Origin of the sequence: Pseudorhodoferax sp. LjRoot39 (genome assembly GCF_964253035.1) — a bacterium.
Classification (GTDB): domain Bacteria; phylum Pseudomonadota; class Gammaproteobacteria; order Burkholderiales; family Burkholderiaceae_C; genus Pseudorhodoferax.
This window is the reverse complement of record NZ_CAXUQL020000001.1, coordinates 2,517,871-2,531,818: the sequence shown is the minus strand read 5'-3', so window position 1 is coordinate 2,531,818 and position 13,948 is coordinate 2,517,871. Positions and strand designations below refer to the sequence as shown.

Below are 13,948 nucleotides of genomic sequence, written 5' to 3'. Positions count from 1 at the left end.
GGCGATCAGACCGAGAAGCTCGAGCCGCAGCCGCAGGTGGTGGTCGCGTTCGGGTTCTTGATCACGAACTGGGCGCCTTGCAGGTCTTCCTTGTAGTCGATCTCGGCGCCGACCAGGTACTGGTAGCTCATCGCATCGATCAGCAGCGACACGCCGTTCTTGGTCATGGTCGTGTCGTCCTCGTTGCTGATCTCGTCGAACGTGAAGCCGTACGAGAAACCGGAGCAGCCGCCACCCTGCACGAACACGCGCAGCTTCAGCTCAGGGTTGCCTTCCTCGGCGATCAGATCGGCCACCTTGGCCGCTGCGGCGTCGGTGAACACGATGGGATCGGGCATGACTTCGATGTTTTCGGCGACTGCGCTCATGGGGGTGCTCCAGAAATGGTCGGGCGATGCTAATGCAAACGCCCGACGGGCGCCCCGCGCGGCCGATTTGCCGGCTTCGCAGGTGCGGTCTTTCACAAAAAGAAAAACCGCCCAGCGGGCGGTTTTTCTCGGGTTCGCCAGGGCGCGATCAGCGCTTGGAGAACTGCTTGCGGCGGCGTGCAGAGTGCAGACCGACCTTCTTGCGTTCCACTTCGCGGGCGTCGCGGGTCACATAGCCGGCAGCGCTCAGTTGCGGCTTCAGCGTCGCGTCCCAGTCGAGCAGCGCGCGCGTGATGCCGTGGCGCGTGGCGCCGGCCTGGCCGGACTCGCCGCCACCGTGCACGTTGACCTGGATGTCGAAGGTCTCGACATGGTTGGTCAGCACCAGGGGTTGCTTCGCGATCATGATGGAGGTCTCACGGCCGAAATAGGCCTTGATGTCCTTGCCATTGACCGTGATGTTGCCGCTGCCCTTTTTCAGGAACACACGGGCAACGCTGGATTTGCGTCGGCCGGTGCCATTGTTCCAATCACCAATCATTGCGCGGCTCCTCAGATTTCCAGGGCTTTGGGCTGCTGGGCGGTATGCGGATGTTCCGCGCCGCCGTACACCTTCAGCTTCTTGATCATGGCGTAGCCCAGCGGGCCCTTGGGCAGCATGCCCTTGACAGCCTTCTCCAGCGCGCGGCCGGGGTGCTTGGCCTGCATGTCGCGGAAGTTGGTCGCCGTGATGCCACCGGGGAAACCGGAGTGGCGGTAGTACACCTTGTCCAGGGTCTTGGCACCGGTCACGCGCAGCTTGGCTGCGTTGACGATCACGATGAAATCGCCGGTGTCGACGTGAGGCGTGTAGATGGCCTTGTGTTTGCCGCGCAAACGGAGAGCAACTTCGCTGGCTACTCGTCCGAGGACCTTGTCGGTCGCGTCAATCACAAACCATTCATGCACGACCTCAGCGGGCTTTGCGCTGAAAGTAGTCATGTTTCTCTTCTTTAAAAAGACAGGTTTGGGCGGCTCTTTTCCACGGTCGGTGCTTCTCTGAAGGAGCCTCTTAGGTGGGTTTGGGCAACCCGGTACTTGCGCACTTCATGCCCTTTCGCCGCGGAGCCAGCCAGTCGCTGCGAAACCGCGCATTATAGGCAGAACCGGCGGCCGCGCCAACTAGGGGCCATAAGGGCGCTGGTTGTCGCGCAGGCGCCGTGCGTTTTCAACGCATACCGGCATGGCCGCATAGGGCGCCTGCTGGCAGGCCCGGAACAGGCACATCGGCCGCGTGAGGAAGTTGCTGTCGGGGCAGATCTGCTCGGCCGACAGCGCGCGCGGCGCGGCCGGGGGCGCTGGACGGCGCGCCGCCGGGGGCGCGGCGACTTGGGTCGGCAGCTCCACGGGCGCCGGCGGTGCAGGCGGCATCGGCGCGGGCGCCGGTGGCGGCGTTGCCACCTCCACCGGGGCCCCGACCTCCGCTGGCGCTTTGGCCGGCGCCAGCACCGCCTCTGCCGGGGGCGGATTGCCAGGCGAGGCCACGATGCCCACGGCCACCAGCAGACCCAGGATCAGCGCAGCCACCCCGGCCCTGGGCCCCCAGTGGCCCGGGGCTGGCCGCGACGCCATGGACGGCGGCACCGCGGCCGGCCTGGCGGCAGGCGCAGGCACGATGGTGTCCATGGTGCGGCTCTCCAGCGGCGCCTGCCATTGCGTGGGCGCGTCCTGGTGCAACGGGCCCGTCGGCCGGCGCGGCGCCTGCCAGCCGGGGCCGAGCTCGGCTCGCCAGTCGAAGCGCTCCATGCCTGGCACCGGCTGCAATTGCAGCAGCGCGCCGAACGCAGCCAGGTCGCACGGCCGCCGCTGCGGATCGAGCGCGAGCCCGGCCGTCAGTGCCTGCACCAGCGCCGGTGAGTACGCCAGGCCATGCACGCTGTGCAACGCCCGCACCAGCTCGGCCGGCGGGCGCAGGCTGTCGCGCAGCACGCGCACGCTGGCCGGCACAGGCGGCGCCTGGTTCAGGCAGCCGTAGACCACGGCCGCCAACGCATAGACATCGCTCCACGGCCCCTGGCGCATGCCTTCGGCGTCGGCGTACTGCTCGATCGGCGCGTAGTTCACCTTCAGGATGGCGGTGTGCTGCGGCGGGTCCTGGCCCAGCGCCTGGCGCGCCGCCCCCAGGTCCAGCAGCACGGGCGGGCCGATGTCCTGCAGGAAGATGTTGTCGGGCGAGATGTCGCGGTGCACCGTGTCGCGGCGGTGCAGCAGTTCGAGCGCCTGCAGCACCGACCACAGCAGCTTGCGCAGCCAGGGTTCGGGTGGCGGGGTGCGCATCTGCGCGCAGGCTTCCTTGAGCGTCACGCCCTGGTACAGCGGCATCGCCATGTAGGCCGTGCGGTTCTGCTCCCAGACGCGCAGCACCTTCACCAACGCGGGGTGGTCGAACTGCGCCAGCAGCCGGGCCTCGTTCATGAACGAGCGCAGGCCCTCCTCGAAGCGCTGCGCATCCGCCCCGGTGCGCAGCGTCACCACCTGGCCGACGCGGTCGGCCAAACCGCCCGGCAGGTACTCCTTGATCGCCACCGTGCGGTGCAGCGAGTGGTCGTAGGCGCGGTAGACCATGCCGAAGCCGCCCGCCCCGAGCAGGCCGTGCAGCTCGAACTCGGCCAGCCGCGTGCCGGGCGGCAAACCCTGGAAGAGATGGTGGGCGGCGGCGTTCACGGGGCAGGGCTGGCAGGCGGCAACGCCGGCCAGTGTAGAGGGCGCCCGCCGCGGCACCCGGCACCGGTACCATTGGCCGATGTTCAGTTACCGCCACGCCTTCCATGCGGGCAACCACGCCGACGTGCTCAAGCACCTGGTCCTGGTCGCCACCCTGCGCCACCTTGCCGAGAAGGAGACCGCGCTGGCCCTGCTGGACTCGCACGCCGGCGCCGGCCTGTACCGGCTCGATGGCGACTACGCCGCCACCAGCGGCGAAGCGGCCGATGGCGTGCTGCGGCTGCTGCAGGTGCCAGCCGCCGAGCGCAAGGACTGGCCCGCCGCGCTGACCGACTACATGGAGCTGCTGGCCGGCTTCAACCCGAACGGCGGCCACCGCATCTACCCGGGCTCGCCCTTCGTGATGCACCGGCTCGCGCGCCCGCAGGACCGGCTCAAGCTGTTCGAGATGCATCCCACGGACGGCAAGACGCTGCAGGCCAACATCGAGCAGCTGGAAGCCGGCCGCCAGATCGCGGTGTTCCGCGAGGACGGCTTCGAAGGCGTGCGCCGCTTCCTGCCACCGCCCTCGCGCCGCGCACTGTTGTTGTGCGACCCGAGCTACGAACTCAAGAGCGACTACGGCCGCGTGGTCGAGCTGCAGACCATGGCGCTGCAGCGCTTTCCGACGGGCAGCAGCATGGTCTGGTACCCCATCATCGCGCGCAACGAGGCGCACATCCTGCCGCGCAAGCTCAAGAGCGTGGCCACGCGCGCGGGCAAGCCCTGGCTGCACGCCACGTTGACCGTCAAGGCGGCCAAGCAGGTGGCCGCAGGCGAGCGCCGCCCGGGCCTGCCGGGCAGCGGCGTGTTCATCGTGAACCCGCCCTACACGCTCAAGCCGGCGCTGGAACAGACACTGCCGCTGCTCGCGAAGCTGCTGGCGCAGGACGAGAACGCCACCCACACGCTGGAAACGCAGGGCGGCTGAGCGGCGGGACAGCGCCGCCGCCGCTGCTGCTGCTTTAGAAGTGGTAGTCGGCGCGGATCATCGGCGTCTTGGCCAGCGAGCCCGGCACGCTGTGCGGGTTGCCGAACTTGTTGCGCCAGTACTGGTAGCCGACGCCCACGCGGAACGAATTCTTGCTGGCGCCGATGTGCGGCGACACGTCGTAGAACAGCGTCATGTCGAGGTTGGTTTCGGGCGAGGTCGGGTTGTTGCCAGGAGGAAATTCGTTGTAGCCCTTGTCGCCGATGTAGTTCAGGAAGCCCTCGAACGACAGGCCGGTGTTGCCCACCGGGATGCCCCAGACAACATTCAGCATGGGATGCACGTCGTACGAATAGCGCTCGGCGACGCCGACCGGCTTGTTGCTCTCCCACAGCGCGTACACACCGATGTTCAGGAAGCCGGCTGGCACATCCATCATGAGGGTGGGACCGACCACCACCATGCGCTTCTTGGAGCCGTAGCCGGGGTCGTTCTTGGTGTTCACGTCGAAGCCGGCCGTCAGGCCCAGGCCCTTGACCGGACCGAACGCCAGCGATTTGCCCGTGACCTTGCCCAGGTCCAGCGTGTGGCGGTAGACCACGTAGATCTCCTGCGCATTGCTGTCCTTGCCGTCGGACATCAGGAAGTCGACGTTGAGGAAGTTGCTGCCGTACTTGTAGCCGCTGGCATGCGTGAAGTTGACGATGGTCTTCTCGATGTCCTGGCTGTTGTAGGGCTCGGCGAACTTGGTGCCCCAGCGCACGCCCATGGAGGTGTCGCTCCAGTCGGCGGCCTGGGCACCGATGGCTGCGCAGGTCAGTGCGGCGGCGGCCGCGAAACGGAAGATGTAGTGGTTTTGGTGCATGGGGAAGGTTCCTGTTGTTGTCGCACAGCCGTCACAGCAACCAACGTGCCATGTACTGCGTGGACCATCGTAGCCATGCCCGGCACCGAGAACATCCGACTTCCATTGCGGACGCGATACGGAATTGCATATATCGCGCAGCCGCGGCGCGCACCCATCCGCGTGCGTCGGGCCGGGAACATCAAGGCGGTGCGGCCAGCAACTCGCGCGCGACGGCGACGAACGAGGCCAGCACGGCCAGGCCGGCGTCCTCCTTGCGCCAGGCCAGCGCGCCCACCGTCAGCGGCACCAGGCCGCGCACAGGCACCAGCCGTGCACCGCGCATGCCGGCCTGCGCCAGCGAGGCCGGCACCAGCGCCACGCCGAGCCCGGCCGCCACCATGGCCACCACCGTCAGCCACTGCCGTGCCGCATGGCGCGTGCGCGGATGGATGCCGGCCCGGTTGAACACCGCGATCACGTTGTCGTAGTTGGCCGGTGCCACGTCGCGCGCGAACATCACGAAGTTCTCGTCGGCCAGGCGCTTCAAGTCGATGCTCTTCTCGCCCGCGAGCGGATGCGCCTCGGGCAGGCAGCAGACCAGCCGGTCGTCGGCCAGGGGCAGGCTGGCCAGTGCCGCCGGAAAGGCCTTGGCGTTGAGGAAGCCGGCGTGCATCTGGCCGTGGCGCAGCGCCTCCAGTTGCTCGGCCGAGGACATCTCGCGCAGATTGACCTCGATGTCGGGCCGGCGCGCGCTGAAGGTCTCGACGATGCGCGGCACCTCGCGGTAGACCATGGAGCCGGTCATGCCCAGCTCCAGCCGGCCGCGCATGCCCGCGGCCACGGCCTGGGCCGCCTCGCGCGCCGCGGCCACGCGCTCGAGCACCAGCCGCGCCTGCGCCAGGTAGGCCGCGCCGGCCGGCGTCAGCGTCACCTGCTTGCTGTTGCGCTCGAGCAGGCGCACGCCGAGCTCCTCCTCCAGCGCCTTGATGGCCGAGCTCAGCGGCGGCTGGGTGATGGCCAGGCACTGGGCGGCACGGCCGAAGTGCAGTTCCTCGGCAAGGACGACGAAGTAGCGCAGCAGGTGCAGTTTCACGGCAGGGGCGGCACGGGTGGACGGGCCGGCAGTATCGTGCGTCCCGGCACCGGCCAGGGCGCCCTAACATGGCGCTCCATGCCCGAGCCCTCCCCGCCCTCCGCCAGCACCGATGCGCGCGTGCTGCGCGAGCAGGTGGCGGCGCTGTACGCCACCATGCCGGCCTCCACCGCCATCGACGTGCTGCTGGCCTGGGGCCTGTGCGCCCTGCTGTACTGGCAGACGCGCGATGGCGGCATCCTCATCTGGCTGGGCCTGCACTTCATCCAGGTGCTGCGCTACCCGCTGATCCACGCCTACTTCCGCGACCCGCACGCGGCCGAGCGCAGCGCCTTCTGGGCCTGGCGCCCTGGCTGTTCCTGCCGGCCGACAGCCTGCCGCTGACGGCGCTGATGATGCTGACCATGCTGACCATGCTGGGCCTGTGCAGCGGCGGCGTGCCCTCGGTGGCGCCGCGCTGGCCCTCGGTGCTGGCCTTCATCGTGCCGATGACGGTCGGGCTCATCACGGCCCTGGCCTGGCGCGCCGACACCATCCACCTGTTCCTGGCGGCCTGCGCCGTGCTGCACGTGGGCGCCACGCTGCACTTCGCGCACGCCCAGCACAAGCTGCTGACCATCGCGCTGGCCACGCGCTTCGAGAAGGAGGCGCTGGCGCAGCAGGTGCGGATCACCCAGCAGGCCAGCGAAGAGAAGACGCGCTTCTTCGCCGCCGCCAGCCACGACCTGCGCCAGCCTCTGCACGCGGTCGCGCTGTTCGGCGTGGTGCTCGAGCGTGAACTGCGAGGCCATGCGAGCCAGCCGCATGCGCAGCGGCTGATGCGCGCCGTCAACGCGCTGAGCGGGGCTCGCGGCCGGTGCCGACGGCCTGGACGCCGCGCTGCGCCTGCATGCGCGCGCGGGCAGCGCACCGGGCCTGCTGCGGGTCACCGGCGAAACCGCGCCCGAACGCCTGCAGCGCGTGCACGACTCGGGCGTGCCCGTGCTGTTCAAGCCCGGGCAGCCCAAGCGGCTGCTCCAGGCCCTGGCGGAACTCAGTACGACTTCGGCAGGCCCAGCACCTTCTCCGCGATGAAGCACAGGATCAGCTGCGGGCTGACAGGCGCCAGCCGCGGGATCCAGGCCTCGCGCATGTAGCGCTCCACGTGGTACTCCTTGGCGTAGCCCATGCCGCCGTGGGTGAGGATGGCGTTCTCGCAGGCGTGGAAGCAGGCCTCGGCACCCAGGTACTTGGCGGCATTGGCCTCGGCGCCGCAGGGCTGGTGGGCGTCGTAGAGGCTGGCCGCCTTGTGCACCATGAGGTGGGCAGCCTCCAGTTCCATCCACGATTTCGCCAGCGGGTGCTGGATGCCCTGGTTCTGGCCGATGGGCCGGTCGAACACCACGCGCTCCTGGGCGTACTGCGTGCCACGCGCGAGCGCCGCGCGGCCCAGGCCGATGGCCTCGGCCGCGATCAGGATGCGCTCGGGGTTCAGGCCGTGCAGGATGTAGCTGAAGCCCTTGCCCTCCTCGCCGATGCGGTCCTCCACCGGGATGCGCAGGCCGTCGATGAAGACCTGGTTGGAGTCCACCGCCTTGCGGCCCATCTTCTCGATCTCGCGCACCTCCACCGTGCTGCGGTCCAGGTCGGTGTAGAACAGGCTGAGGCCCTCGCTGCCGCGCGCCTCCTCCACAGGCGTGGTGCGGGCCAGCAGCAGGATCTTGTTGGCCACCTGGGCCGTGGAGATCCAGACCTTCTGGCCCGAGACCAGGTAATGGTCGCCCTGGCGCACGGCGCGCGTCTTCAGGCGCAGCGTGTTGAGGCCGGTGTTGGGCTCGGTCACGCCGAAGCAGGCCTTGTCGCTCCCGGCGATCAAGGGCGGCAGCCAGCGCTGCTTCTGCGCGTCGCTGCCGAACACCACGGCCGGGTGCAGGCCGAAGATGTTCATGTGCACGGCCGAGGCGCCCGACAGGCCGGCCCCCGTGGCGCTGATGGTGTGCATCATCAGCGCGGCCTCGGTGATGCCCAGCCCGGCTCCACCGTAGGCCTCGGGCATGGCGATGCCGAGCCAGCCGGCCTGCGCCATGGCCTGGTGGAAGTCGTCGGGGAAGCCGCCCTCGCGGTCGCGGCGCAGCCAGTAGTCGGCGTCGAAGGGCGCGCAGACGCGCTGCACGGCGTCGACGATCTGCTGCTGTTGTTCGCTCAGGTTGAAGTCCATGAGGCCTCTCAGGGGCGGCGCACCAGCGCCGGGTTCTCGCCGTAGGGCGGGCTGTAGATGACGAGCAGCCGCGCCGGCTGCGCGCTCGTGACGGTGAAGACATGCAGGGCGTCGGCCGGGAACAGGCAGCAGTCGCCAGGCTGCATCTCGAACACCTCGCCCCCGACCTCGGCACGCGCCTGGCCTTCGAGCAGGTAGCAGACCTGCTCCATGCCCGGGTGCGCGTGCGGCAGCGCGCCGCCGCCCGCACCGATGGTGCCCAGCACCACCTCCAGGTGCCGGGCGCCGTTGGCCGGGCCGATCAGGCGCTGGTTGTGGGTGTGGTCGTGGTTGGCCGGGCTGTAGCTCGGCACTTCGCTGCTGCGCACGAACAGGGGTGATCTCACGGGCAGGTCTCCTCGGGGGCTTGGCTGGTCGGCCGGGTCCGGCAGGGGCATGTTGGGGACGTCGGCTGCGTCCAGCAGCGCCTGCCATTCGACCGTGCTGCGCGCTGCGTTCATTCGGGTCTCACGCCAGCCTGGCGGATCAGCTGGCCCCAGTGCGCCAGTTGGTCGGCCACGTACTGGGTGAACTCCTCGGGCGTCTTCGACGGCCAGACCTCGAAGCCCAGCTGGCGCAGCTTGTCCTGCGTGTCAGGCTCGGCCAGCACCTGCTGCAGTGCGGCGTTGATGCGGTCCACCGCAGGCTTGGGCAGGCCGGCCGGGCCGAAGATGCCGTTCCAGGAGGTCAGGTCGAAGCCCTTCACCGTGGCACCCACGGGCGGCACGCCGGGCAGGATCTGCGACTCGCGCGCCGTGGTGATGGCCAGCGCGCGGATCTTGTCGGTCTTGAGCATCGCCATGCCCGAACCCAGGTCGGCCACATAGACCTGCACCTGGCCGCCGACCAGGTCGGTCATGGCCTGCGGGCTGCTCTTGTAGGGGATCTGCGCGATGTCGATGCCAGTGATGCGCTTGATCGTTTCCATGGCCACCAGCGAGGTGCTGTTGGGCGTGGCGTAGGAGAGCTTGCCGGGGTTGGCCTTCGCGTAGGCGATCAGTTCGGCCAGCGTCTTCGCGGGCACGGCCGGGTGCACGGCCAGCGCGAACGGCAGCTCGCCCACGCGCGCGATCGGCGTGAAGTCCTTGATCGGGTCATAGCGCAGCTCCTTGTACAGGGCCGGGTTGGCCGAGTGCGAGGTGTTGGTGGTCATGAACAGCGTGAGGCCATCGGGTTTGGCCTTGGCCACGTACTGGGCCGCGACCTGGGCATTGGCGCCGGGCTTGTTGTCGATGAGCACGGGCTGGCCCAGTTTCTCGGCCAGGCGCTGGCCCACAGTGCGGGCCACGGCGTCGGTGCCGCTGCCGGCGGCAAACGGCACGACCAGGGTCAGGGGCTGGGTGTTCTGGGCCTGCAGGCTGCCGAACGGCACGGCGGCAAGCAGCGCCAGCAGCAGGCGGCGGTGTCTCCACATGGCTTGTCTCCTCGGGGGTGGGAATGGGAACGCGCCCGCATCTTCCCCGGGGCCAAGCATTGGCGTCCAATTGAAATTTCGGCTGGAAGCATTCGTTGTGCGAATGCTTGGCCTGCGCCCGCCGCAGCCGCGGGCGCCGTGCTGCTCAGCAGGCGCTGTAATCCACCAGGCCCTTGAGCAGCTTGTCGCTGAGCTTGCGGCGCTCCAGCCGGAACACGCCCACCCCCGAGCGGCTGCCGTCGTTGTTGGTGTTGCCTTCGACCGTCACGAGACGGCCATCGGGCAGCACCCGCTCCACGATGCCGGCATGCCCGAGTCCATGGCCGAAATCGCAGATGAACACCTGCCCCGGCTTGACGAGCGAGAGATCGGCCAAGGCCTCGGCGCTCGTGATCCGGACCGCGCCGGGTACGAAGCGGGCGCGCCCCCAATGGTCCAGGCAGCCGGCGGTCCTGGGCGCCACGTTGGTGGTTCCCAGATTCAGCGCCGCATGTTCGAAGGCCCAGTAGACGAAGGCCATGCACCACGCGCGCGTGTCCGGGCTGCCGGTCAGCGGGACGCCAGTTTCCTTGAGGTACAGATCGACCATCGGCCCCCGGTTGCTGCCGAGCGGGGCCTCCATCTGCCCGATCTGCGAAGCGGCCATACCCAGCGCCTGCAACATCAACGGCGACGGCGGCGTCGGCGATGCAGTAGCTGCAGGAACACCGAACAGCGCCCCCCAGGTGAAGCGGCCGATTTCGCCATCGACCACCAGGGCGTTGCCCTGGCTGTCCACGTTCTGGGCCTGGAACAGCTTGACCACGGCCACCATCTGCGCATCGAACACGCCCGCCGTGAAGGGGCCGTAGCCGCGCTTCTTGAGTTCCGCCTGCACGGCCTTGACGACCGTCGCATCGGCCTCGCCCTTCTTGATCAGGCGCTTGGGAAACGGGCGGGGATTCGTCGTGGGCATGGCAGTTCTCCTGTGCGGCCGATCCTGCTCCGCGCCGCCAGGCCGCACATCCCCTGCCTTGAGGATGCGCCGAGGGCACCGCCCCGCGTCAGGCCAGCGGCACGCGCTGGCGGATCTCGGCGAGCCGCGCCTGGTCGTAGACCGGTTGCGGCGGCATGCCCTCCAGATGGGCGATGTCGGCCCAGTCGAGGATGTCCAGGCGGTGCGCGTCGTCCTTGACCAGCACCTGTACCTGGTTCACGCCGGCATTCGGGATGTGGGCCTGGCGCGGCCCGTCCAGCGAGAGACCGCGCGCGCTGCGCCAGACCATGTCGAGCACGCCCCCGTGCGTGACCACCACCAGGGTCTGGCCGGCATGGGCATTGGCCAGGTCGCGCAGGCCCTGCAGCACCCGGGCATGGAAGTGGCGCGTGCTCTCCCCGCCCTCGAAGGCGTAGTCCGCACGGAAGTCGACCCAGTCGTTCCAGGCCGCCGGGTGCAGGCGCTTGATCTCGTCCACGCCCATGCCGTCGACCAGGCCGAAGCTCTGCTCGCGCAGCGCCGCGCTTTCGATGGGGTCGGGCCCGCCGCGCCGCGCCAGCAGCTCGGCCAGCGGGGCGGCAGTCTGGCGCGCGCGCGCGAGGTCGCTGCTGACCACGCGGTGCACCTCGCCGCAGGCCAGGCGCCGCGCGACACGCAGCGCCTGCTCGTGGCCGGTGGCGTTCAGCGGCACGTCCACCTGCCCTTGAAAGCGCAGCTGGCGGTTCCACTCGGTTTCACCATGGCGCACGAGAATCAGACGGGTCATGCCAGGATTATCCGAAAGCCGCCCACGGATAAGCTCAGGCATTGCACGAGTTCTATCGTTGATTCTGAGCACAAATGGACAAGTTGATCCTGATCCCCGGCCTGGCCTGCGATGCCGGGCTCTGGCATGCGCAGCTGCAGGCCCTGCCCACGCACTGGAACGCCAGCGTCACGGACGTGGCCGAACGCAGCGCCAGCATCGAGGAGATGGCCCGGCGCCTGCTGGCCGAGCACGCCGGTCCGCTGGTGCTGTGCGGTGCTTCCATGGGCGGCATGGTCGCCATGGAAGCTGCGCGCCAGGCCCCGGCGCGCGTGCGCGGCCTGGCTCTGCTGGGCACCTCGGCGCGGCCCGAGACGCCGGACATGCGCCAGCTGCGCGAGCAGGCCATCGGGCTGTTCGAGAGCGGGCGTGCCGACGAGGTGCTGCGCGCCAACGTGCCCTTCGCCTTCGACCGGCACCACCCGGAGCTCAAGGCCCTGGCGAAAAGCTACCTGGAGATGGTGCTGCGCGTGGGTGCCATGCAGCTGGTGCGCCAGAACCGCGCCGTGATGGCCCGGCCCGACGCACGCACGCACCTGCCGGCGCTGCGCTGCCCGGTGCTGGTCGCCAGCGGCGCATCCGACAGCCTGACGCCGCCGGATTGCGCGCGCGAGATCGCCGCGCTCGTGCCGCAGGCCGAGCTGCACCTGCTGCCGCTGTGCGGCCACATGCTGACGATGGAACAGCCGGCGGCCGTCAACACCTTGCTGATCGACTGGCTGGCGCGGCTGTCTTGAAGGCTCAGCCCGCGCGGCCCACCTTGGCCAGCAGGCAGCGCAGCACGTAGGGCGAGACGAACTTCTCGACCTCCCCGCCCAGCGTGGCGATCTCGCGCACGAAGGTGCTGGAGATGAACTGGTACTTGTCGCCCGGCGTCAGGAACACAGTCTCGACATCGGGCATCAGCGTGCGGTTCATGCCGGCCAGCTGGAACTCGTAGTCGAAGTCGGTCACGGCGCGCAGGCCGCGCACCATGGCCTTGCCGCCCTTGGCCACGACGAAGTCGCGCACCAGGCCCGAGAAGCTCTCCACCTGCACCTGCGGGTAGGGCTTGACCGATTCGCGCACCATCTCGATGCGTTCCTCCAGCGAGAACAGCGTCTTCTTGTGGTGGCCGGCCGCGACCGCCACGATCACGGTGTCGAACAGCTGGGCCGCGCGCCGCACCACATCCTCGTGGCCCAGCGTCATCGGGTCGAAGGTGCCGGGGTAGACGGCGATCACGTGCTTGCTCATGGGCGGCTCCTCCAGGGCGGACTTGTCTCGGGCGGCGCGATTATGCGCGGCCGAGCAGATGCGCATGGACGGCACCGGCCTTGAGGTGGCGCCGCTCCACCAGGCCCAGGCCGGCGAGCTTCTCGGCAGCCCAGTGCTCGGGCGCCTCCAGGTACAGCTGCCCTGCCGGCGTCAGCACGCGCAGCGCGGCGGCCACGGCGGCCGCGTACTGCGTGGTGTCGAAGGGCGGGTCCAGCAGCACCAGGTCGATGCTGCCGGCGGCCAGGCGGCCCGCCAGCGCCACGCCGTCGCCGCGCACGATCTGCAGCGCCGTGGCGCCGAGCCGGGTCCTGAACTGCAGCAGCTGGGCCACCAGGGCCGCATCGGTCTCGAAGAGGTACACCTCCAAGGCACCGCGCGAGGCCGCCTCCAGGCCCAGCGCGCCGGTGCCCGCGAACATGTCCAGGCAGCGCCAGCCGGTGAGGTCCTGGCCCAGCCAGTTGAACAGGGTCTCGCGCACACGATCGGGCGTGGGGCGCAGGCCGGGCTTGTCGGCCACGGGCAGCTTGGTGCGTTTCCATTGGCCGCCGATGATGCGCACTTCGTGCGGGCGGGCCTGGGCGGGGGTCTTCTGGGCAGTCTTTTGGGCAGTGGGACGGGACATGCGGCGAGCTTACGCGACGCCGGCAGCCCGCAGCGCCAGCCCCGCGGCCAGCGCCAGCATGGTGGCGCCGATGCAGCGGTCCAGCCACTGCCAGGCGCGCGGACGCGCGAACACCGGCGCCAGCCAGCGCGCGCCAAAGCCCAGCGCCGCGAACCAGCCGGCACTGGCCAGCGCCGCGCCGGCCACGAAGGCCACGCGCGCCAGCGCTGCATGCTGCGCGCCGACGGAGCCGACCAGCAGCACCGTGTCCAGGTACACGTGCGGGTTCAGCAGCGTGAACGCCGCGGCCTGGGCCAGCACGGCCGCCCGGCCACCCGCCGAGGCGGCAGCCGCCTGCAGCGCCGCCGGGCGCCGGCTGCGCCACAGCGCGCACAGGCCATAGCCGGCCAGGAACACGGCGCCCAGCGCCGCCAGTGCGCGCGCCAGAAAGGGCTGCGCGCCCAGCAGGCCCGCCATGCCGTAGACGCCGGCGGCCACCAGCAGCGCATCGGCCAGCGCACAGAACAGCACGGTCTGCGGCACATGGGCGCGGCGCAGGCCCTGGCGCAGCACGAAGGCGTTCTGTGCGCCGATGGCGACGATCAAGGCGAGGCTCAGCGAAAAGCCCTGGAGGAATGCAGACATGGGTGCGGAGCATGCCGGCGCGGCATCCCGCAG

General features: G+C 69.7%; 18 protein-coding genes. 4 read left to right on the top strand and 14 right to left on the bottom strand.

Annotation, left to right across the window (positions count from 1 at the left end):
- Positions 1-5 precede the first annotated feature (5 nt).
- From erpA to ACSQ4M_RS11975, 4 genes are all read right to left on the bottom strand, one after another.
- The gene (gene erpA / locus ACSQ4M_RS11990; protein WP_056671977.1) at positions 6-368 is read right to left on the bottom strand and encodes an iron-sulfur cluster insertion protein ErpA; all 363 of its coding nucleotides are present in this window, start codon (positions 366-368) and stop codon (positions 6-8) included.
- A gap of 148 nt (positions 369-516) precedes the next feature.
- Positions 517-909, bottom strand: coding sequence for a 30S ribosomal protein S9 (gene rpsI / locus ACSQ4M_RS11985; protein WP_056671974.1), 393 nt, complete (start codon positions 907-909; stop codon positions 517-519).
- A gap of 11 nt (positions 910-920) precedes the next feature.
- The gene (rplM, locus tag ACSQ4M_RS11980) at positions 921-1,349 is read right to left on the bottom strand and encodes a 50S ribosomal protein L13 (RefSeq protein ID WP_056898361.1); all 429 of its coding nucleotides are present in this window, start codon (positions 1,347-1,349) and stop codon (positions 921-923) included.
- 180 nt (positions 1,350-1,529) lie between these two features.
- Positions 1,530-3,071, bottom strand: a complete 1,542-nt coding sequence (locus ACSQ4M_RS11975) for a serine/threonine protein kinase (protein WP_436189749.1) — start codon at positions 3,069-3,071, stop codon at positions 1,530-1,532.
- A gap of 79 nt (positions 3,072-3,150) precedes the next feature.
- Here ACSQ4M_RS11975 and ACSQ4M_RS11970 point away from each other — a divergent pair, with 79 nt between their 5' ends.
- Positions 3,151-4,041 (top strand): 23S rRNA (adenine(2030)-N(6))-methyltransferase RlmJ, encoded by an 891-nt coding sequence (locus tag ACSQ4M_RS11970; RefSeq protein WP_436189748.1) that lies wholly within the window; start codon positions 3,151-3,153, stop codon positions 4,039-4,041.
- Between the two features lie 34 nt (positions 4,042-4,075).
- Here ACSQ4M_RS11970 and ACSQ4M_RS11965 read toward each other — a convergent pair whose 3' ends face one another.
- Together ACSQ4M_RS11965 and ACSQ4M_RS11960 are read right to left on the bottom strand one after the other, a co-directional pair.
- On the bottom strand, positions 4,076-4,906 hold the full coding sequence (locus ACSQ4M_RS11965; RefSeq protein WP_436189747.1) for an outer envelope protein: 831 nt from the start codon (positions 4,904-4,906) through the stop codon (positions 4,076-4,078).
- A gap of 181 nt (positions 4,907-5,087) precedes the next feature.
- Positions 5,088-5,981 carry a LysR family transcriptional regulator gene (locus ACSQ4M_RS11960; protein WP_436189746.1) on the bottom strand — a complete coding sequence of 298 codons (894 nt, stop codon included), beginning with the start codon at positions 5,979-5,981 and terminating at the stop codon, positions 5,088-5,090.
- Positions 5,982-6,059: 78 nt separating this feature from the next.
- Between ACSQ4M_RS11960 and ACSQ4M_RS11955 the strand changes: the two genes are divergently transcribed.
- Positions 6,060-6,365 (top strand): hypothetical protein, encoded by a 306-nt coding sequence (locus ACSQ4M_RS11955; protein WP_436189745.1) that lies wholly within the window; start codon positions 6,060-6,062, stop codon positions 6,363-6,365.
- Between the two features lie 11 nt (positions 6,366-6,376).
- Positions 6,377-7,117, top strand: coding sequence for a hypothetical protein (locus ACSQ4M_RS11950; RefSeq protein WP_436189744.1), 741 nt, complete (start codon positions 6,377-6,379; stop codon positions 7,115-7,117).
- Here ACSQ4M_RS11950 and ACSQ4M_RS11945 read toward each other — a convergent pair.
- The 5 genes from ACSQ4M_RS11945 to ACSQ4M_RS11925 all read right to left on the bottom strand — a co-directional run bounded on the left by ACSQ4M_RS11945 (position 7,015) and on the right by ACSQ4M_RS11925 (position 11,373).
- A complete protein-coding gene (locus ACSQ4M_RS11945; RefSeq protein WP_436189743.1) occupies positions 7,015-8,178 on the bottom strand; it encodes an acyl-CoA dehydrogenase family protein in 1,164 nt (387 codons plus the stop codon). The two genes, ACSQ4M_RS11950 and ACSQ4M_RS11945, sit on opposite strands and share 103 nt — an antisense overlap.
- 8 nt (positions 8,179-8,186) lie before the next feature.
- On the bottom strand, positions 8,187-8,615 hold the full coding sequence (locus ACSQ4M_RS11940) for a cupin domain-containing protein (RefSeq protein ID WP_436193999.1): 429 nt from the start codon (positions 8,613-8,615) through the stop codon (positions 8,187-8,189).
- Positions 8,616-8,674: 59 nt separating this feature from the next.
- Positions 8,675-9,631 (bottom strand): Bug family tripartite tricarboxylate transporter substrate binding protein, encoded by a 957-nt coding sequence (locus ACSQ4M_RS11935; RefSeq protein ID WP_436189742.1) that lies wholly within the window; start codon positions 9,629-9,631, stop codon positions 8,675-8,677.
- Between the two features lie 145 nt (positions 9,632-9,776).
- Positions 9,777-10,586, bottom strand: a complete 810-nt coding sequence (locus ACSQ4M_RS11930) for a CHAP domain-containing protein (RefSeq protein ID WP_436189741.1) — start codon at positions 10,584-10,586, stop codon at positions 9,777-9,779.
- A gap of 88 nt (positions 10,587-10,674) precedes the next feature.
- Complete coding sequence (locus ACSQ4M_RS11925; RefSeq protein WP_436189740.1) at positions 10,675-11,373, bottom strand: histidine phosphatase family protein; 699 nt, start codon at positions 11,371-11,373, stop codon at positions 10,675-10,677.
- A gap of 74 nt (positions 11,374-11,447) precedes the next feature.
- On the opposite strand from ACSQ4M_RS11925, the gene ACSQ4M_RS11920 reads away from it, so the two are divergent.
- Positions 11,448-12,149, top strand: coding sequence for an alpha/beta fold hydrolase (locus ACSQ4M_RS11920; RefSeq protein WP_436189739.1), 702 nt, complete (start codon positions 11,448-11,450; stop codon positions 12,147-12,149).
- A 4-nt stretch (positions 12,150-12,153) separates the two neighbouring features.
- Here the strand turns inward: ACSQ4M_RS11920 and coaD are convergent, their stop codons facing one another.
- The 3 genes from coaD to ACSQ4M_RS11905 are packed head-to-tail and all read right to left on the bottom strand — an operon-like array spanning position 12,154 to position 13,915.
- Positions 12,154-12,648: a pantetheine-phosphate adenylyltransferase gene (gene coaD, locus ACSQ4M_RS11915; RefSeq protein ID WP_436189738.1), complete on the bottom strand. Its 495-nt coding sequence runs from the start codon at positions 12,646-12,648 to the stop codon at positions 12,154-12,156.
- 40 nt (positions 12,649-12,688) lie between these two features.
- Entirely contained in the window at positions 12,689-13,291 is a 603-nt protein-coding gene (gene rsmD / locus ACSQ4M_RS11910) for a 16S rRNA (guanine(966)-N(2))-methyltransferase RsmD (RefSeq protein WP_436189737.1), read from the bottom strand.
- Between the two features lie 9 nt (positions 13,292-13,300).
- Complete coding sequence (locus tag ACSQ4M_RS11905) at positions 13,301-13,915, bottom strand: LysE/ArgO family amino acid transporter (protein WP_436189736.1); 615 nt, start codon at positions 13,913-13,915, stop codon at positions 13,301-13,303.
- Between the last annotated feature and the right edge of the window lie 33 nt (positions 13,916-13,948).